This window comes from Corynebacterium intestinale (genome assembly GCF_023574125.1).
Taxonomy (GTDB): Bacteria; Actinomycetota; Actinomycetes; order Mycobacteriales; family Mycobacteriaceae; genus Corynebacterium; species Corynebacterium hesseae.
Genome location: NZ_JAMKFF010000001.1, coordinates 586,321 through 605,545, shown reverse-complemented (window position 1 = coordinate 605,545; position 19,225 = coordinate 586,321). Strand labels below are relative to the sequence as shown.

General features: G+C 58.3%; 15 protein-coding genes, 1 tRNA gene and 1 pseudogene. 9 read left to right on the top strand and 8 right to left on the bottom strand.

The window, feature by feature from the left end:
* Positions 1 to 99 precede the first annotated feature (99 nt).
* The 3 genes from M5J06_RS02770 to M5J06_RS02760 all read left to right on the top strand — a co-directional run bounded on the left by M5J06_RS02770 (position 100) and on the right by M5J06_RS02760 (position 5,101).
* Positions 100 to 1,509: a TetR/AcrR family transcriptional regulator gene (locus tag M5J06_RS02770; RefSeq protein ID WP_250223904.1), complete on the top strand. Its 1,410-nt coding sequence runs from the start codon at positions 100 to 102 to the stop codon at positions 1,507 to 1,509.
* Between the two features lie 416 nt (positions 1,510 to 1,925).
* Positions 1,926 to 3,599, top strand: coding sequence for a prolipoprotein diacylglyceryl transferase (locus M5J06_RS02765; RefSeq protein WP_250223903.1), 1,674 nt, complete (start codon positions 1,926 to 1,928; stop codon positions 3,597 to 3,599).
* A 401-nt stretch (positions 3,600 to 4,000) separates the two neighbouring features.
* Positions 4,001 to 5,101, top strand: coding sequence for a hypothetical protein (locus tag M5J06_RS02760; RefSeq protein WP_250223902.1), 1,101 nt, complete (start codon positions 4,001 to 4,003; stop codon positions 5,099 to 5,101).
* Positions 5,102 to 5,179: 78 nt separating this feature from the next.
* Here M5J06_RS02760 and M5J06_RS02755 read toward each other — a convergent pair.
* The 3 genes from M5J06_RS02755 to M5J06_RS02745 all read right to left on the bottom strand — a co-directional run bounded on the left by M5J06_RS02755 (position 5,180) and on the right by M5J06_RS02745 (position 6,924).
* A tRNA-Pro gene (locus M5J06_RS02755) sits at positions 5,180 to 5,253 on the bottom strand.
* 87 nt (positions 5,254 to 5,340) lie between these two features.
* Positions 5,341 to 5,739, bottom strand: a complete 399-nt coding sequence (locus M5J06_RS02750; RefSeq protein WP_070624605.1) for a YchJ family protein — start codon at positions 5,737 to 5,739, stop codon at positions 5,341 to 5,343.
* Between the two features lie 6 nt (positions 5,740 to 5,745).
* On the bottom strand, positions 5,746 to 6,924 hold the full coding sequence (locus tag M5J06_RS02745; protein ID WP_154737139.1) for a bifunctional alpha/beta hydrolase/OsmC family protein: 1,179 nt from the start codon (positions 6,922 to 6,924) through the stop codon (positions 5,746 to 5,748).
* Positions 6,925 to 7,020: 96 nt separating this feature from the next.
* On the opposite strand from M5J06_RS02745, the gene secA2 reads away from it, so the two are divergent.
* The 5 genes from secA2 (at position 7,021) to M5J06_RS02720 (ending at position 12,250) form a co-directional block, all read left to right on the top strand.
* A complete protein-coding gene (gene secA2 / locus M5J06_RS02740) occupies positions 7,021 to 9,312 on the top strand; it encodes an accessory Sec system translocase SecA2 (RefSeq protein ID WP_250223926.1) in 2,292 nt (763 codons plus the stop codon).
* 87 nt (positions 9,313 to 9,399) lie between these two features.
* On the top strand, positions 9,400 to 9,831 hold the full coding sequence (odhI, locus tag M5J06_RS02735) for an oxoglutarate dehydrogenase inhibitor Odhl (protein ID WP_010186533.1): 432 nt from the start codon (positions 9,400 to 9,402) through the stop codon (positions 9,829 to 9,831).
* A 107-nt stretch (positions 9,832 to 9,938) separates the two neighbouring features.
* Positions 9,939 to 10,694 (top strand): transcriptional regulator FtsR, encoded by a 756-nt coding sequence (gene ftsR, locus M5J06_RS02730; RefSeq protein WP_070563527.1) that lies wholly within the window; start codon positions 9,939 to 9,941, stop codon positions 10,692 to 10,694.
* Positions 10,695 to 10,795: 101 nt separating this feature from the next.
* The gene (locus M5J06_RS02725) at positions 10,796 to 11,389 is read left to right on the top strand and encodes a bifunctional nuclease family protein (RefSeq protein ID WP_250223900.1); all 594 of its coding nucleotides are present in this window, start codon (positions 10,796 to 10,798) and stop codon (positions 11,387 to 11,389) included.
* A 300-nt stretch (positions 11,390 to 11,689) separates the two neighbouring features.
* Positions 11,690 to 12,250, top strand: coding sequence for a MerR family transcriptional regulator (locus M5J06_RS02720; protein ID WP_154762730.1), 561 nt, complete (start codon positions 11,690 to 11,692; stop codon positions 12,248 to 12,250).
* A gap of 107 nt (positions 12,251 to 12,357) precedes the next feature.
* Here M5J06_RS02720 and M5J06_RS02715 read toward each other — a convergent pair whose 3' ends face one another.
* The 3 genes and pseudogenes from M5J06_RS02715 to M5J06_RS02705 form a co-directional block, all read right to left on the bottom strand.
* Positions 12,358 to 13,200, bottom strand: coding sequence for a vWA domain-containing protein (locus M5J06_RS02715; protein ID WP_250223899.1), 843 nt, complete (start codon positions 13,198 to 13,200; stop codon positions 12,358 to 12,360).
* A 55-nt stretch (positions 13,201 to 13,255) separates the two neighbouring features.
* Positions 13,256 to 14,106 (bottom strand): annotated as a pseudogene (locus M5J06_RS02710) (3-methyladenine DNA glycosylase).
* A complete protein-coding gene (locus tag M5J06_RS02705) occupies positions 14,103 to 15,392 on the bottom strand; it encodes a DEAD/DEAH box helicase (RefSeq protein WP_250223898.1) in 1,290 nt (429 codons plus the stop codon). Before M5J06_RS02705 ends, M5J06_RS02710 begins: the two are co-directional and overlap by 4 nt.
* Positions 15,393 to 15,507: 115 nt before the next feature.
* Here M5J06_RS02705 and M5J06_RS02700 point away from each other — a divergent pair, with 115 nt between their 5' ends.
* Positions 15,508 to 16,302, top strand: coding sequence for a hypothetical protein (locus M5J06_RS02700; RefSeq protein ID WP_232748497.1), 795 nt, complete (start codon positions 15,508 to 15,510; stop codon positions 16,300 to 16,302).
* 231 nt (positions 16,303 to 16,533) lie between these two features.
* On the opposite strand, the gene M5J06_RS02695 is transcribed toward M5J06_RS02700, so the two are convergent.
* Positions 16,534 to 17,634 carry an HNH endonuclease signature motif containing protein gene (locus tag M5J06_RS02695; protein WP_250223897.1) on the bottom strand — a complete coding sequence of 367 codons (1,101 nt, stop codon included), beginning with the start codon at positions 17,632 to 17,634 and terminating at the stop codon, positions 16,534 to 16,536.
* Between the two features lie 109 nt (positions 17,635 to 17,743).
* Positions 17,744 to 19,201, bottom strand: a complete 1,458-nt coding sequence (gene gnd / locus M5J06_RS02690) for an NADP-dependent phosphogluconate dehydrogenase (RefSeq protein WP_070520417.1) — start codon at positions 19,199 to 19,201, stop codon at positions 17,744 to 17,746.
* Positions 19,202 to 19,225 lie beyond the last annotated feature (24 nt).

Genomic DNA, 19,225 nt, shown 5'->3' with positions numbered 1-19,225 from the left:
CGAGTTGATAGAGAAAAGGAATCTGAGAGAAACCTTTAAATCCTCCTATGTTGTGTTTATGAATATAAAATCGGTCATTTCATAGGTAGGCTGAACACTGTGAATACTTCAGTAGGTGTGGAACAAAGTAGCCAGCCCTTTAAGCAGCTTCTGATTGAGCAAGCTGGCCGGGTCATTGCTAAGGCGGGCATCGATGAAGTGCGCCTTCGGGAGGTTGCTGACCAGGTTGATGTGCCTCTTGCGGAAGCTCAGGCACTTTTTGCTTCCGAAGCGGAACTCGTCGAGGCAACTAAGCACTCTCTCAATGATGCACTGACGTCAACTATTGATGTGCACCTACAAGGGTTGCCCGAAAATGCGACCGCGGTAGATAAGCTTCGTGCTACCGCGCTGTCCTACTTTTCTTTTGCGGTCGAGGACCCATCCTCTTTTGCGGCTTTTACTGCTGTCTACGCTTCTCCCCGCACGGGATTGACGGCTGAGGACTTTGCTAGCCGTGATGGAGAGGCTGACACCTGCCCCATTATGCGTATTCTTTTTGACCTGACTAAAGACGCTATTAAAGAATCTGGCGGCACGGAGCTCGATGCCTATGGGACGCTGCTCTCTGCTCTGTCGATATTCTCCCACCTACACGGCGTTACACAGCTTGCAGCCGAAGGGATTCTGCGCTACCTCTCGCCAGCGGCGAAAAAGCAAACCTTTAGTGCTGTCATGGATACGCTGAGCGTTGGTCTTTATCCCTTCTTTAGGGGCGAGCGTATCAAGCGCGCCGAACCTTGCGGCCTGGCAGGGGAGCAGCCTGAAACACTCCTAATCAGTGCAGAAGACTTTCCACGAAGCACAGAGGATGAGCAGCGAACAGCTCTGCTCCGAGGTGCTGTGGAGGAGGCTCTCGACCACGGCGTGACTGGCTTGCATATCGGTGGCGCCGCAAAACGAGCAGGGCTTAGCGTCCAAGAGGCTGAACACCTTATTGAAAGCGACCAAGAGCTGGCAAGTTTCCTGGAGCGCTATTTGGACAAAATCAACTACGAGTTCATTTACCGTCAGGTAGCCGCGTTGCCGCAGGACGCTAGCGCAGTGTCGAAGATCAAAGCTACGGGCTATGGATATGTCTCACATGCTTTGCATGACCCGCAAGGATTTGAGGCGCTCATTAAGATCGCATCCGGCCCGATTGTGCCCATGTCATTCGAGGATGACTTCCTGCCAAACGCGAATAAAGCGGTCGAGCTTCAACGTGATTTCAGCGAGTTCGGCCGAGCCTTTGGGTTCATTATGTCTCTCGTACGCGAGGCTATCGATGAGGTGGACGGGCCGCGCACTCCATGGGTTCTTTTCACATTAGTGATTTCAGTGTGGGCTGGCGCCCACGGTCTTGCCATGCTGAGCACCAACGGGCCATTGCGTGGGTATAATTCCGATTTTATTTTTGAAATTCTGACTCAATATATGGATATCGAACTCGGTGGCATCATGCGAAGCCTCAATGGCATGGCAGGCTAGTTCAGTGAAATGAGCGTGCGGGATGCTCAACTGAGAGTGATTCGCATCATATTTCTCCCCACTTTCTTAGAGTGAAAGTGGGGATTCTTTTGTCAATATCTGAGGTTGGCTGCACCTTGTCGGGGTGGTGTGGATGTGGGCTTTGGCTGGGCGCATTCATTGCGTGAAGGGGGTAGAAATCGGTCTGAATCGACTAATGTTTACGGCGTGAACTGCAAAGATGTCGATGGCCGGTGTCTCTGAATGGGGGTAGCAAGTAGTTACTCAAGTGTAGAAAATATACTCTGCGGGTTGTATGGTGGCCACGTCCGAACCTTAATTGCAAGCCTTATAAGGCTAATCGGGTTTTCACTTCAGTTTAAGAAAGACTAACTATGCGCCCTACTCGCTCTCGCATTGTCGCCACTGTAGCGGCAGTGGCTACCTTTTCTTCCGTGATCGTCGCTCCTCAGGCAATTGCGGTAGAGGAACCGGCAGAATCTTCCTTCGTTCACGAGGAGAATGGCACTGGCACTCTTGATGTCAACGGCACTGCCTTCGACGAAGACGGCGACCTGGTTGACGAAGACAACGCTGGTGATAACGCGATTGAAGAGCTTGACCGTGACTCTCGCAACAACGACATCAGCTTTTATGACGCGGAAAACAGCAAACCGACGACGCTTGATGAGCTGAAGAGCACTGAAGCATCGACGGCTGACGCTTCGATCAAGGTCGTCGAGAAGGACGGCAAGCTGGTCTGTGAGATTTCTGATGCTCCTGGTAAGGAAGGCGAGATTCTTGAGCGCAAGCTCGACCTAGCTCGTGCATTCTATGATGGCGGCAACAAGCTGCTGCAGACCGTATGGGAAGTTATTCCTGTTGTCGGCGATCTCGTCCCGTCGGACTTCATCAAGAAGATTGGCGCAAGCTCGTGGGAGCGGATCGCTGAAATGGTCCGTGAAGGCGAGAAAGACAAGGATGTCACGTGGGACCTCGCACGTGCGCAGGGCATGGCTATCGCAAAGATCGAGAACTCCGATGCTGATGTCGATTTGAAGAACCCGGATGCGGCGAAGAAGACCGTCTCTGGGCTCATCAAGTTTGCTGATGGTGCTTTCGGTACTGGAGTCGCTACCGTATTGAAGGTTTTTAATGCCGCCGTTACGATTGCTGGCCTTTTCCCGGGCGCTAGTGCCGCTAAGGACTTGAAGCTGAGCGATACTCAGCGCAAGGAAATTGAGTCCACCCTGTCTGGTATCTCGACCGCGGCTTCTGCGTTGGCCGAGGTTAACGCACCGGCTGGACAGAAGTGTGCGGACATGCTCAATGGCAAGCAGGTCAGCGACGAAGCGCCGGATTCCACCTCGACAACCGAGTCCTCTGAGCCTTCTGAGTCCGCCGAGCCTTCTGATTCCGAGAAGCCCTCCGAGTCCGCCGAGCCTTCTGAGTCCGCCGAGCCTTCTGATTCCGAGAAGCCCTCCGAGTCCACTGAGCCTTCCGAGTCGAGTGAACCCTCCGCATCAGATGAGGCTTCTGAGTCCGCAGAGTCGACTGCGCCTGAATCTACTGAGTCCGAGGCGGCCGAACCTGAGGATCCGACGGAGGAATCCGAGCCTGCTTCCACTACCTCGGCCCCTGTAGATTCCGATGATGAGGATAATAACGGTGAAGACGGGGAGCCTGGCCGTGATGGCAAGGACGGTGCCGACGGCAAGGATGGCCGCGATGGACGCGACGGTGAGGACGGCCGCGATGGTCGCGATGGCCGTGATGGCAAGGACGGCGCCGACGGCAAGGACGGCCGTGACGGTCGCGACGGCCGCGATGGGCGTGATGGCAAGGACGGCGCCGACGGCAAGGATGGCCGTGACGGTCGCGACGGCCGCGATGGGCGTGACGGCAAGGATGGCATCAACGGCCGCGATGGCGTCGACGGCAAAGATGGTAAAGATGGCGAAGACGCTGATATGTCCTCCGCTGTTGGTTACTCATTCCTTGGAGCGATTCTCGGTGGCGGTCTAATCGTTTCCATCTTCGGCGCTATTGATTACCTCTACCTGCTGGGCTACCTGCCCAAGGAAGGCATTCCGTGGCGCGCTAACCGCTAAGACCAACTCGTAGTTCCAGCCTGAGCAGAGAAATCTCAGGCAGAGCACTACAGAACAGCCCCATTGCATCCGCAGTGGGGCTGTTTGCATGAGCGATTGAAGGGTAGGCAAGCGCAGCATTGGGGCAAAGCTCGCTGTTTATAGCAGCGTGAGTGCGCGTTTCAGAGCTGCCCGTGATGGCGTCTACCCTCCCGTCGGGATGGCACAACGAACACAGCGGTGTTGACCAGATGGTTTATCGCAATAAGAGCAGCATTCCTGTGGCGGTTCTAGGCGATGAGTAGGTCGTAAACACCGGACTATATTGTGGGAAGCGTGACTGCAACAGTCCTTTAAGCACTAGTTTCTTTTTCATGCGCCACGCCGTCCGCGGTGCCGCCGACCCATTGGAGGTGAAGTAGGTGGGCAAATCATCTCAGCTCGCAACTATGAAGCATTCGCGGAGGCGGCCGCGCCGGTGGTGGGAAATCGGCGTAATCCTGCTCGTCGTCGTGATCATCGCCGGCAGCGTACACGTGGCGCGTAATACCGCAGGGCTATCCGTGGGAGAGTTGGACCCGATTGATCGGCGCGCCTTAGAGGAGTACTCGGAATACGCCGCTGCCGTCGCAGATCGTCCGGAGTCGGCGGCCTGGCTCAATGCGGCTGCTACCGAGTACCCCACGCTGCTAATCAGCAGGAAGACCCACTTTTCCTACCTGATCAACCCCTCCCAAGAAGTCTCTTCGCCCTTCGCTGCCCCTGTAGACATGGGCGATAACCCCGCCGGCCTCGAAGTCTATCGGTTGGACCGCATCTACCCGAGGCTGTGGCCGATTAAGATTGCCGGCGGCAACTTCAACACGGTGGGCGAGACCACGACGGTCCAGGGCAGCGATGTCTACTACCTCAAATTTGGTGAGGATAATTTCGACAAGCAATTCTCCTCAGAGCATTTCATTACCTTCTTCGCGCATGAGTCCTTCCACTTCTACGGTCAAGCTCGGTGGGCTTTGGACTCGCGTGTCTTCGGCGAGCTCTCCCCGCATGGGGTGGAGCTGCTCGACGAGAGAATGCGGCTGCTCGATGCAGTCCGCGACGCGGGTGCAGACCAAGCTCGGCTGAGAGAACTGGCCACAGAATTGCTCGCTCTGGAAAAGGAACGCCTAGCTGCAGATCCTGACTACGTCAGCCAAGAACACTGGATGGAAACCGTGGAAGGCACGGCTACCTACCTCGGGATAATGGCCTCACGTGCGGTGGGGTATGACTTTGGCCCCATGTACTTCGACAATACTAAGGAAGCGCGTTTCACCGACGTTGTTCCGTTCCTAGAGTCCGGGCAGATCGACAATGACTTTCTGCGCAATCGATTGCCATATGAGGCCGGCGCTCAGTTGTGTTTGCTGCTTGCAGCATTAGCGCCGAGCGGGGAATGGCAGGCCTTTCTCAATGAACAATCTCCGGATTCTCACCGCACGCTTATCGACGCCCTGGGCCACGTCCTTAGCCAAGAGAAGTAGATCCGCTAAACAGGGCCGCCAATAAACTGGGCGAAAAAGAAAGGCTGGTCAGAAAAGCTCTGACCAGCCTGGATGCTGTCGGACTAACAGGATTTGAACCTGCGACCCCTACACCCCCAGTGTAGTGCGCTACCAAACTGCGCCATAGTCCGCCGCCGCACCATTTGGTGCAACTGCTACAGATTACACCAGCGGTATTCGCTTCGACAAATCCCAGGTTGACGCGTGTTTTGAAGGCTCTAGAACTCGCCGGTGGAGTAGACCCACTGCCCGTCTTGTCTGCGGAAAAAGGAGCGTTCCCGCTGAGAGCCTTGTGCGGCGCCCTTATAGAAGGCCTCGAACTCAACTACGCCGGTATCGTCCAAGGGGCCGCCGGCGACGGTATCGATAATATCGAGGCGGTAAAAGCGGATGCCGTTATCTGCGAGGTTGAGGCGCTCAGGGCGGGTCTCTGGGTCCCAGGTACGGAGCAAATAGTCCTCATCGCCGGTCACGAAAGCACTGAACCGCGAGCGCATGAGTGCCTCCGCCGAGGGTGCGGGCGTGCCGGCGTGGTAGCGCGAGCAGCACTCGCTAAACGTCAAGCCGGTTCCGCAGGGACAGCGGGCAGCCGGATCAAGAGGGTTGAGAACAATCATGTGAATCTATTGTGCCGCGGTTGTCACGGTGGTGGTCACCTCGACGGTGAGGAGGGAGTCGATGGTGGTGGACGTGGAGGCGTCGCCAAGCGCGCGTTGTTGATCCGCGCTAAGGGAGGCAGGAAGTGTCACCGTACGTGTGAATCGGGATTCGGACTCTTGGGTAATGCTGACGGACACAGCTTCGAGAGCCTTCGCGCCGATCTTCTGTGCCTTGCCCGCCGCCTTGATGGCCTGGGTGCTTGCCACAGCCAGTGCGGACATGAGGAGGCCTTCAGCGGTAAAACCTTGGCCCTTGCCGCCGCTTTTCTTCGTGCGGTCAGCGGTCACAGAACGGTCGTTGTGGCGTACTACGACGCCCATCCTCGTGCCCACCGCAGGGATTGCCACCGCGGAGTCATCTGCGACCGGCGCGGGAAGATTCTCCGGAACGATGAACTGCTCCGCCCACGCGCCAATCAGGTCCGCAGCGCGTGCGGCGGCGCCTTGCTTGGTGACGAGGTGATCAGCCTTATCCAAGGCGACCAAGGACTTGGGGTAGCGCGTGGTGCGGAAAATGTTCTGCGCATTGTCGATGCCAACGGTCTGATCAATGGGGGAGTGCAGCACCATCAGGGGCTTGCGTAGGCGCGGAAGGTACTCCTCCGGGTTGGTCTCAGCAAGGTCTTCGAGGAAAAGGCGCGAAATGGTTAGCGCGCGGCCGCCCAAGGTGACCTCTACCTCGCCATTGGCGTCGACCTCGCCAATCTTGTCGGCGTAGTGCAGTACAGAGTGCGCGGGATCGAAAGGAGCGCCGATGGTGGCGACGGCCTTAAGGGAACGAATGCCGTTGGCCGCCGCGAGGGCAGCGGCGCCGCCCAGCGAGTGCCCCATGAGGAGCTGCGGTGCGGAGTAGTTCTGGGCCAGCCACTCGGCGGCGGCCTGGATGTCTGCAACGTTTTGGCTGAAACAGGTATCAGCGAAATTTCCCTCGGACTGTCCCAAGCCTGGGAAGTCGAAGCGTAGGGTGGCGATGCCAAAGTTTGTCAGCTGCTTGCTCACGCGGGCGGCGCCGGGGGTATGGCGCGAGCCGGCAAAGCAGTGCGCAAAGATGGCGAAGGCTTGCGGAGGGGAGTCTGGGAAATCGATGGTTCCGGCCATCGTGGTACCGGTGCTGGAGGGGAGCGACACGTTCACGGATTGCATGCCCACAAGGATATAAGGGCAACTGCACGCCTGCGAACCGGGGTTGACTAAAGTCGATAGAAGACCTGTATGACGCACAAGGATGGAGGAGTGCTCATGGGCGCATTCGATTGGTTCTGGAAGGCAATGGGCGCGCAGTCCGAGCGCAACAATAAAAAGTCGAAAGCTGTCGTCACGGCTGCGGATTCCGCGGTGGAAGAAATTGCCAACTTATCGGATGCAGACGTTGCCACCACCGCACGGGAATGCGTGAAGGATGGCGCGATTGCGGATAAGTCGCGTTTCCTCGCCGCTCTGGCTGTGGCCAGCGAACGCAAGCTCGGTATGCGCCCATTTAATGTCCAGTCCCAAGCCGTTCTCCGCTTGCTTGAGGGTGACGTCATCCAGATGGCCACCGGCGAGGGAAAGACCCTGGTGGGCGCAATGGCCGCGACTGGTTTTGCGCTGACCGGAAAACGCGTCCACCTGGTGACGGTCAATAACTATCTAGCGGCGCGCGATGCCGAGTGGATGCGCCCGCTCGTGGAGTTCTTCGGCCTCACGGTGGCCTCGGTCACCGAGAAGCTAGGCCCAGAGGAGCGTCGCACGGCCTACCTGAGCGATATCATCTATGCTCCCGTCAACGAGCTGGGATTCGACGTTCTGCGGGATAACCAGATCACCTCCCGCGAGCAGACGGTACAGGCGCGCGCAGATGTTGCGTTGGTGGATGAGGCGGACTCCGTGCTTGTCGACGAAGCCCTCGTTCCCCTCGTCCTCGCCGGAAACCGCCCGGGTGAGGAGTCCACAGGCCACATCACCAACGTGGTTTCGCGCCTGCGTGAGGAGCAGGACTATGTCATCGCGGAGGATGGGCGCACGGTGGCGCTGACCGACGATGGAGCGGCGCGAGTCGAGCGCGAGTTGGGCATTGATTCGCTCTACTCCGAGGAGAATATCGGCTCCGTACTAGTCAAAGTGAACTTGGCGCTGCACGCGAAGGCGCTGCTCATTCGTGACATTCACTACATCATCACGGACGGAAAGCTGCAGCTTATCGACGCCTCCCGCGGCCGCGTAGCCGAACTGCAGCGCTGGCCCGACGGCCTGCAGGCCGCTGTGGAGGCCAAGGAAGGCTTGGAGGTATCGGAAGGAGGGCGCATCCTCGACACCATTACGCTCCAGGAACTCATGCGCCGCTACCCGTTGGTGTGCGGGATGACCGGTACCGCTGTGGAGGCGACCGATCAGCTGCGCCAGTTCTATAACCTCCACGTCTCGGTCATCGATAGAAACAAGGAACTGCAGCGCTTCGATGAGGCGGATCGCATCTATGCCTCGGTGGATGAGAAGTCCCGCGCCATCGTGAACGAAATCGTCGCGATCAACAGCACCGGCCAACCAGTTTTGGTGGGCACCCACGACGTCGCCGAATCCGAAGATCTCGCCGCTGCGTTACGCGAACGGGGGATCGAGGTAAACGTCCTTAATGCGAAGAATGACGAGGACGAGGCGCGCATTGTGGCGGAGGCTGGCGACGTCGGCCGTGTCACCGTTTCCACCCAGATGGCGGGCCGCGGCACGGATATTAAGCTGGGTGGCGCTGATGAGTCTGACCGCGATGCCGTCGTCGAGAAGGGTGGTCTGGCGGTGCTCGGCACCTCGCGGCACCGTTCCTCGCGTCTGGATAACCAGTTGCGCGGTCGCGCTGGCCGCCAGGGAGATCCGGGCAAGTCCATCTTCTTCGTTTCCTTAGAAGATGACGTGGTTAAACAGGGTGGGGAAGATGGATCCTTGTCCGCCCGCCCCGATGCCGACGGGCTCATCGAATCCAAAAGGGTTCGTGATTTCATTGCGCACTGTCAGCGCGTGACCGAGGGGCAGCTTCTAGAGATTCACGCGCAGACCTGGAAGTACAACCACCTGCTCGCAGATCAGCGCATCATCATTGATGAGCGGCGAGCTAAGCTGCTCGATACCGACCAAGCCTGGCAGGAGCTGGCTGAGCGGGCACCGGAGCGTGCTGCTGAGCTTCGTGACGTCCCCGCTGAAGCGCGCGAGCGGGCGGCCCGTGAGATTATGCTCTTCCACCTCGACCAGGCGTGGGCCGACCACCTGGAGTTGATGGATGATGTGCGGGAATCTATCCACCTACGTGCCATCGCCCGCGAGACGCCAATCGACGAATACCACCGCATCGCGGTGCGCGAGTTTAAAGACCTAGCGCAGCGCGCGGTTAATGACGCAGTTGATACTTTTAAGACCGTGCTTATCGATTCAGATGGCGCCCATCTAGAGGATCACGGCCTGTCCCGCCCGAGCGCAACGTGGACTTATATGGTCTCCGATAACCCACTATCAGGGGGCGGAAACTCCGTGCTCAAGGGCATAGGAAACATTTTCCGTTGATGTAAATTGCGGAGAGGCGACTCGCGCGGGCGGCGGAGTCGCTAATATGGAATGAGTCAACATTGATCCGACCCTTCGGAGGTAAAAATGAGCGAGAATACCGGAACGCCGGAACCGCAGGCAGAAACTACTTCTGTCTTCCGCGCAGATCTTCTCAAGGAGATGGAAAACGGCACCGCGGCGGGTTCTGACGCCTCCGTTGCTGGCGCTGAGAACTTGGCTGAGGGCCAGGCACTGCTCGTCGTCAAGCGCGGTCCCAATGCAGGCGCTCGCTTCCTGCTTGATCAGCCGACCACCACCGCCGGCCGCCATCCAGAGGCTGATATCTTCCTGGACGATGTCACCGTGTCTCGTCGCCACGCGGAGTTCCGCGCGAAGGACGGTCAGTTCGAGGTAGTCGATGTCGGATCGCTCAACGGAACCTACGTGAACCGCGAGCCGCGCAATGCTCAGGTACTCGAAGTGGGCGATGAAATCCAGATCGGTAAATTCCGCTTGGTATTCATTGCCCCGAAATAAGGCAGTGCCTGTCCTAAAGAACTAGGGGAGAAGGCCGGGGGAAGCTTCCTCCTGAGCTCCCCTTTTTGTCATAGTGAAATCGTGAAGAAAGCAGTAGTAGTCCTATCGTGAGCGCACAGAAGTCCACCGCCGCTGCCGCAGCAGCGTCTTCCGTGGTCAAGAAGACCAAGCCTGCTAAGCAGAAGCCGATGTCTATTGGCGTAACGCTGAAGCACGTGCAGAAGCAATTTCCGGATGTGACGGTGTCGAAGATTCGCTTCTTGGAATCTGAGGGGCTGATTACTCCAGAGCGCACCGCGAAGGGCTACCGCCGCTACTACCAGAAGGACCTTGATCGTCTTCGCTATATTCTGACCGCGCAGCGCGATCACTATACGCCGCTCAAGGTTATTCGGGAACAGCTAGACGCGATGGATTCGGGGCAAGTTACCGCCATCGTGTCCTCCCAGGCCGAGGCCCTCATCAGCGCCGAGCAGCTGCGCGCGCCGGTGGTCACTCGGCTTACCGACGCCGATGTGGCCGACCAAGCAGGCACCACGCAGGAAAACATCGCCAAGCTGGTTTCTGTGGGACTGATTAAGCCGGATCCGGCGGGCTTCTTTGATACGGATGACGTGTCCATCGTGTCCGCGGCCGTGGCGCTGGAATCCTTCGGGTTTGAGGCGCGACAGTTGAAGTCGCTGCGCAATGCTGCCCGCCGCCAGGCGGACATGATTTCGCAGGTGGCAACGCCGGTGGCGCATTCGAAGTCTGATACTGCCCCGCAACAGGCCGAGGAGCTTTCTCAGCAGATGGCGGCCCTTGTTCTGTCGCTTCACGGGACGTTGGTCAAGACCGAGCTTCGTGACGAATTCCGGCCTTAAATCATACGGGCTTTTATTTCCGTAAGTTTGGCGCCGACTTTTCTACGCCACTTAACCGGCCCGACAACCATGTGCAAGGAATGTGTGTAAAAGTGGATTCCATGAACACTGAAGTATTGAAATTTCTAGGTATCCACCCCGTTGGCCCCGAAAATAACCTATGTGCTCTTTTCTATTGGGCGGAGGCGGACCGGCACGTGCCGGTGTGGGTCTCACCCATCGACGGCGCGCGTGTCCTCCAAGTACTCGAGCGGCACTTTAATGCGCGCCCAAGCACGTATGAACTGCTCATCGCCTTTGCGGATCTGCTAGATGGCATCGAGCATATTTGCGTGTCCGAGTACCGTAAGGGCGTTTTCATGGTTGATCTCCTGGATGGAACCGGTGAAGAGCACGATGCCCGCTTGTGCGACGCTCTTGTCCTCGCAGATCACTATGGGTTGCCCATTCATTTTGAGAAGGATGTGCTCGACGAGGTAGCCATTTACATTAGCGATGAGGACCTTAAAGAATATTACGGCCTAGAACGCGAGGCAGAATCCCCGGAGACGTTCCCGGAGAAGCGCATGCGCGAGTTTAAGGAGCGCCATTCCCAGCAGAGCGCGCTGGAGGACGATGACTTCGAGCAGATGATGCGTGATTCCGGAATCTCCGAGGAAGATTTGCTCGGCGGCAAAGATGGTGAAGAGGAGTAAAAGGGGAGTTTAAGCTCCCTTCCACATAATTCAGCCCTAAGCCCTGATCCCAGCTAGACATTAGAAGCGGCGCCCTTTGTGGCGTCGCTTTAGTCGTGCTACCACTGAATTTTTTAATGACACGCGTGTGACTAATGATGACAAAGTGACTCAAAAAGTCTAAAGTTCTACTAGAGGTTCACGGAGGACGACTCTTGACGCGGTCGCTGACGTGCCCTTTAATAGAAAAATAGAACTCCCCTCAAGTATCACTGGAGTAATTACGTGAGCAGTAAGAATAACCGTCCCGAGTCCAGCGCACTGCCGCTCGAAGATTTCGCAGCCAACGACTACGTTCAGGAATCCCTTTTTGATGTCGGGCCCGACGAGGAGCTGGGCTACCGCGTGCCCATCGCTTGCCAGGTAGCCGGCATTACCTACCGCCAGTTGGACTACTGGGCGCGCACGGACCTGGTGAAGCCCTCGATTCGCACTGCTCGCGGCTCTGGTTCCCAGCGCCTGTACTCCTTTAAGGACGTGCTGGTTCTTAAGATTGTCAAGCGCCTTTTGGACACCGGCATTTCTTTGCAGAATATCCGCCTCGCGGTGGAATCCCTGAGGGATCGCGGAGTTAACGATCTTGCTGAGCTCACCCTCGTCTCCGACGGCACCACGGTTTATGAGTGCCGCTCGAACGACGAAGTCATCGACCTTCTTGCCGGTGGACAGGGCGTGTTTGGCATTGCTGTCCCAGGCATCCTGAAGGAGCTTTCCGGAACCATCACTTCCTTCCCGGCCGAGCGCGTTGTGGAGGACGAAGAAGTCGACGTTGTATTTGGCCTCGACGAACTGGCTGCTCGGCGCAAGCGCAAAACCTCCTAAGGAAGCCATCCGCCGCCGCTCCTCTTAGTCACTGCAGCTCACGTCAGTGCTCTAGAGGAAGCGGCGGCTTTTTGATGTGCGGCGTCGATGCGCCTGAAATGTCCCGGTTATCGTGCCCCGGCGGCGTTGGCGATGGCCTTTTTGTCCTCTTGGGCATTTGAAGGGTCCGAGATGGTCTTGTAGGAGTCAGCGAGCTTTTCGAGCTCGGCGTCCTTTTCACCTTCACCGATATGCACCACGCTCAAGCTAACGCCCTGACCGCGCGCGGCTTTGACTGCCTCTGTAAAGCTTGCGTCATCTATATCTTGTTGGGTCCCGGTAGTAACGAGCACGACGCGGGCGTCTTTGCCCGTTTCTGCCTCTTGGTCCGTGGCGTTATCCAGTGCCGCGACCACGGCGCTGCGAGTTTGAGGAACGCCACCAGTGCCGAATTGCCGTACTGCGAAGGCCACGTTCTCGGCGTCGCCATAGGCTACATTCTGACGGAAGCCCACGGTAGCCGTGGCTGAAATGGGTGAGGAATAGTTCCAGAGAGCCACCTGGCTTCCCTCCGCGCCGACTGCCGACGCCGCCTCCGCCACGCCCTCGGTTACCTCATTGAAGTACGGCGCAAGGTTGTCGGAGGTATCAAGAAGGAACAACGTATTCGGTGCCACCCCTTGATCTTCCTTGTTTTCAGTGCTGGGCGTGGCTGATACCGATTCGGACGGCTGTACTGACTCCGAGGGCGTGGGCGATGCAGACGTAGTGCTAGCGCTTTCACTCGTCGGTTTCTGTACAGCCGATGACTCAGTGGTTTTATCCGCCGCTACTGGCTCGCTCGAATCGGATTCCCCTCCGCGAAAGAGGAAGAATGCGCCGATAACCAACGCCAAAACCGCGAGGACGGCCACGATGATGACCCACGGTGCGATTGCATAGTTATTCTTTCCATCCGAGTGCCGGGCCATCTTTTTCCTTCCGCGCTGGGGTCTCGGGGCAGTCAGGGCGCCCCGACGGGTCACATCAATGGTCTCTCATTGTAGCGCTCAGCGCTGCTCTAATTTGGGAGACAAGCCGCGCGCGGAGTGGCTCGGAGGCGTCGGCAAGCGCGCGTTGGCGCCGCACATACTCCGACTTTCCCTCCGGTGTTTCGATGGGGACAACCCCAAAGCCCCACTCGCGGCAGTCATATGGCGAGGCCTCCATGTCGAGCGTGCGCGCGGCCACCGCCAACCGGAAGGTATCGAGGAACAAGTCACCTGGCACCAACGGGCCTAATTTCCACGCCCATTTATATAAATCCATAGTCGCATGGACGCAGCCAGCCTGGTCGTTGTCCGGTTGGTCCTCACGGGTCAGCACCGTGAGGTTAAGCGGGCGGGCTCAGTAAAGAAACGGAAGGCATCGTAGTGCGTGCACTTGATGCGGTGCTTGTCGACGACTGCGTTCGTCCCTTCCGCTCCCAACCGCAGCGGCAGGTCATGGCGAGGGGAATCGGTGTGGTACACCATGGCCCATTCATGCAGGCCAAAACAATCAAATTGGGTGGGATTGTGCGCCGTCTTTTCCAGAAGTTCCAGGATGTAGCGCACGGTTCCGCCGCGGCGTTCGAGGAAGGCCTCGGTGTCCATCGTGATGCCCTCGGCAGTGCGGCGGTAGTAGCGCCATTCGCTGTGCGGAGCGTTCCCTTCCAGGGTGACCCCTACGCCTGGGTGCCAACGGCGTAGATGAGAGGGGCGGACGGGGTAGTACTCGAAAAGGAAGTCGTAGACAGGGTGATACGAGCCTGGGTGGCGATAGCGAGCGAGGAACTCATGTGCTTCCTCCTCGTGCTGTCGCATCCGGGCTTGCCAATCCTTGGGCTCGAGAATCATCGTTGTCCAGCACTGCCTCGACGGTGGCGGTTGTTGCGGCCGCGGCGGCGGTGCCCCGGTGCTTCCTGCTTAGGCTGCTGTTGGTTCGGTGGCCCGAGCGGCTCGCCCTTCGGCTTGCGTGCACCGGTCATCTGGGCAAGTTCGGGGCTGCTGGCGGGGTTGGCGCGGTCGCTGATGTCGAGGTCGGTGTGGTCCACTCCGGCCTTTGCAATGAGCTTGGCCACCTCGTCGCGCTGCTCGTCGGTAACGAGTGTGACGACGGTGCCTGACTCACCGCCGCGGGCGGTGCGGCCGGAACGGTGTAGGTAAGCCTTGTGCTCGGCGGGTGGATCTACGTGGACGACGAGGGAGACATCCGCAATGTCGATACCGCGCGCGGCGATGTCCGTGGCGACGAGCACGGGTACGCTTCCGTCGGCGAAGCCCTCAATTGCCTTGGTACGTGAACCTTGGCCCTTATCGCCGTGAAGCGGCAGTGCGTTAATGCCGACTCTGCGCAGCTTCTTTGCCTGCCTGTCGACTCCGTGCTTGGTCCGCATAAACATGATGGTTTTGCCCTTGCGCGCACCGAGCCGCAGGACGACGTCGTTGCGTGCCTCGCGGGTGCCGATGAAGATGAGGTGGTGCTCCATCGTGTCCACGGCGGCCTCGACGGGGGCTGTGGAGTGGGTTACGGGGTCGTGTATGAACTGCTCAACCAACTTGTTGACCTCACCGTCGAGGGTGGCGGAGAAGAGTAAGCGTTGGCCGTCTGGTGGGGTGAGATTGAGCAGTTTGCGTACCTGGGGAAGGAAGCCCATGTCCGCCATCTGGTCGGCCTCGTCGAGCGCAGTGATGGTGATCTGGTCGAAGAAAAGCTTGCCTTGGTCGATGAGATCCAGTGCGCGGCCCGGCGTAGCAACAAGTAGATCAACCGGGCGGGCCAATGAGCGAATGTGGTTGTTGATGTTGACACCACCGACAACTGCCAACACACGCAGTCCCAGCGCGGCTGCGGGTTCATCCAGGCGTTGTTGGATCTGCGTTGCCAGCTCACGCGTTGGTGCTAACACGAGACCGCGGGGGTGCGCCGGTCGGGAGACCCCGGATTCGGCAAGTCGAGTGAGCATGGGAAGGCCGAACGTGAAGGTTTTTCCCGAGCCCGTGGGGCCGCGGCCTAGGACGTCCTTGCCGGAGAGGGCGTCGGGAATCGCGGCTTCTTGGATAGGGAAGGGGGTCGTGATGCCCTGTTTGTCGAGGACGCGGACAACATCGCGGGGGAGGCCGAGGTCGGCGAAAGTATTCATCGGGAGGAAGTCTAGTTCGGTTCGCTGCCAGATAGAAAAGCCAGTGCGGGGAATGGGCCTCGCATCCTGCACTGTTGGCAGTAATGTGATGTAGGTCTCTGCTAAATTGATCGGCATGACGAACCCTTTCAGTAGCCCGCAGCAGCAGCCCCGTGGATTTGGCCAGAACCCGCAGCACAACCAAGCACCGCCTGGCTTTATCAATCAAAATCAAGGTGCTCACGCCGGCGGACCGGCGATGCCACAGGCGCCCGAAAAGAAGCCAAGCTCGAAGAAAGCATTGTGGATCGTTCTGGCGGTTGTTCTTGTATTCGCCATCATCGCAGTCGTCGCTATTATTGCTGCAGTTTCTTTCTTCAAAGATGTTGCTGCCGATTTTGATGATGCGCCACAAGACGCAAGTGCTTCCGACAATGCCTATTGGAACAGCACATATGACTCCGATGAGGTTGACAGGATCCGCGCCTCCGAGGTTTCTGCCCCGGTGCCCGCTCCGCTCATTGACCTTTCGGACGAGTGCTATGAGGACACGTCATTCTTCGGGCAGGCGGACTATCTGGGCCTAGATGTTCAGTGGGTTCCGACGATTTCTTGCATCTATGGTCCGGACAGAGAATTCGTGGCTCAGTACACAGAGAACAAGGATGCTATACGCGATACTGAAAGCGTTGGGCTGGCCGGCACCGTCGAGGATTTCACCTCGGCCCGCGGCTCCCAGATTGGTGCTTTTAGTGAGGAAGATGAGTATGTGATAGCTGAAGTGCTTGAGGATGGCAATGCGGTTATCGAGTACGTCATGGACGGCTATGATGCCAACGGGGACGAAGCGGACTTGAATGATTTGGCCAACTATCTCGTGGGTGCGGGAATCCTTGACTCGGCTCTGGGTGGTTCGTCGGTGAATGCCTAGCTATCTTCGGCGCCGCACGCGCTTGACGACGCTTCACCCACCCCAAGTGGCCCGTCAACCCTCATCCGGTTGGTGGGTCTCGTTCTTTAAGGGCTTAAATGCACGTTGTTCCTGCCGGTATTTGAAGTGTTATCAAGGATCACCGATCTGCCCGTCAACCATCTTTGGGTTGGCGGGATCGGTGGCTGGCGGTGTCCTTTCTGCTGTTGCTGCGTGTGGTGGTTGTGGGTGTTAGCTGCAGTCGGGTGGTTCCTCTGGTGGTTGTCCTGCTTGTTCGGCGTTGAGTCTGGTTACTGCTTCTTGGTATTCGGGCATTGCGGTGATTGGTGTGCCCCAGGGTGGGATGAAGCTGACCCCGGTGTTGAGCCGGTACATGTAGCCGCGTCCGGTAGGCCTTTGTGGGTCATCATCATTGATCCCGTTGTGGTAGGCGCACAGGAAGGTCAGGTTCTTGATGTTGGTGTAGCCTCCTGCCTGCCAGGGGATGAGGTGATGGACTTGGCAGTAATCAGCGGGTTTATTACAGCCAGGCCTAGAACAGGTGTGGAATTCAGCGTGCAGGGTGAGGCGCTGTTTGAAGTTTGCTCCACGCTCTAGTCGCCAGGTGTCGATGGGTCCTTCAATAGGGTGCACTATGGTGGCATAGCCTATTTCGGCGAATTTGTGGGTGAGGAATTCCGCCCCGGTCATGCGCCCGCCGTTGGTGAGGTTGAGCTCGATTTCATCACCCTCGCCGTTAATGATCTGGTCCAACTCGTTCAACGTGACGATGACTTGGGTGCGCACTGCCGGTTTGGAACCGCTTGTTTCTTTGTTGAAGAAGATGTAGTTGGCGGCTTGAAGCAGGTCAGTATTGTTGGTGGATTCGAGGACACCGCGCATGTTGGCGATCGTGGTGGCATCGTCGGTTATGGAGAGGGTGTTGGGGCCTTGCGTGCGGTAGGTGATGCGTACGCCTGGTTTGGCTATGCGTTTGGAACGTAGTTCTTTCAGGCGTGTGGCGGCGACGGTGGGGATGCGGTGTGCGGGGGTGGCGGCGAGTTTGATTCGCAGGTTCCAGGCGTCGAGGGTTTTCTTGACTTTTGCGGTGTAGGACTCGATGAGTGTGAGGGTGCCGAGGCTGTGGCGTTGTTGAAGGGCTGCGTGGCGGGCTTTGCGTTGTTTGCCGCTAAAGCGGGTGGGACCGAAATACACCTGGTTAAGGTTTGCAAGCTCGGCGGCATCGGAGGCATCCGCGCCGAGCGCGCGGAGCTCGTCGGGTGAGCCAGGAATGTTTTCCACCAGCGCAATCCCCGAGTTGCGGAGGCGGATGTAGGTTTCGATATCCCCCATGGGCACAGAGACTAAAACAGCACCGTGGGCCCCGCAACCGGAAGAAGAAAAATTCTGGTCGCGGGTAGCGGAGGGATAAGAAAAGCCCCTCAGGGGAGGGGCTTAGCAGCTACATCTCGGTAAGCGAGCGGTCACCTGACCATTCGATATGGAACGTGCCCTCGCGGTCCACACGCTTGAAGGTGTGGGCGCCGAAGAAATCGCGCTGGCCCTGAATCAGAGCAGCTGGGAGGCGCTCGGCGCGCAAGCTGTCGTAGTAGGACAGGGAAGAGGCAAACACCGGAACCGGCAGGCCCAGCTGCGTTGCAGTAACCACGACGCGACGCCAGGGGTCGATGAGGTTCTCCAGCTCGCCCTTGAAGTACGGGTCCAGAATCAAGGCAGGCAGGTCGGCATTGTTGTCGTAGGCCTCACGGATGCGATCGAGGAACTTCGCGCGAATGATGCATCCACCGCGCCAGATGGTGGCCAAATCGCGTGGGTCCACGTTCCAGCCGAACTCCTCGGAGCCAGCCTTGATCTCATCGAAGCCCTGGGAGTAGGCAATGAGCTTCGCGGCATACAGTGCACGGCGAACGTCTTCGACGAACTCAGCCTTGTCCACATTGAGCTCGGCAATGGTTCCGGAAGGCAGCTGGCCTTCCTGGGCAGCTGCACGTTGAGCAGTGGCAGAAGAGAGCGCACGCGCGAAAACGGATTCCGCAATGCCGGTGATCGGCACGCCCAGCTCGAGACCATTAATGGCGGTCCAGCGGCCGGTGCCCTTCTGACCGGCGGCGTCCACGATGACGTCGACAAGCGGGGCACCTGTCTCCGGATCTTTCTGTGCTAGTACTTCGGCGGTGATCTCAATGAGGTAGGAGTCTAGGTCTCCGGCGTTCCATTCGCGGAAGACTTCGGCGATTTCAGCCGGTTCCATGCCCGCACCATAACGAAGCAACTGGTAAGCCTCACCGATAACCTGCATGTCGGCGTATTCGATGCCGTTATGCACCATCTTGACGAAGTGGCCAGCGCCATCGGGTCCGATGTGGGTCACGCACGGAGTACCGTCGACATTAGCGGCGATGGACTCGAGGATTGGTCCCAAGGTCTCCCAAGACTCAGCTGGGCCACCAGGCATGATGGACGGGCCATTGAGCGCGCCTTCCTCACCACCGGAAATGCCTGCGCCGACGAAGTGACGGCCCTTAGCGGCCACCTCCTTCTCGCGGCGAATGGTGTCCGTGAACAGTGCATTGCCGCCATCGATGATGATGTCACCCTCATCCATGGCTTCGGTGAGTTGCTCGATGACGGCGTCAGTAGCCGCGCCAGCCTTAACCATGATGATCGCCTTACGCGGGCGCTCGAGGGAGGCAACGAAGTCCTCGACGTTCTCGGAGGCAATGAACGCTCCTTCATCGCCGTGCTCGCTGATGAGCGCGCGAGTCTTTTCCGGGCTGCGGTTGTACACCGCGACCGTGTTGCCGTTGCGAGCAAAGTTTCGCGCAAGGTTGGAGCCCATCACAGCAAGCCCCACAACGCCAATCTGAGCGAGATCTGTCTTTTCAGCACTTTGAGTCATGTTCACCATCCTACGTCACCGAAT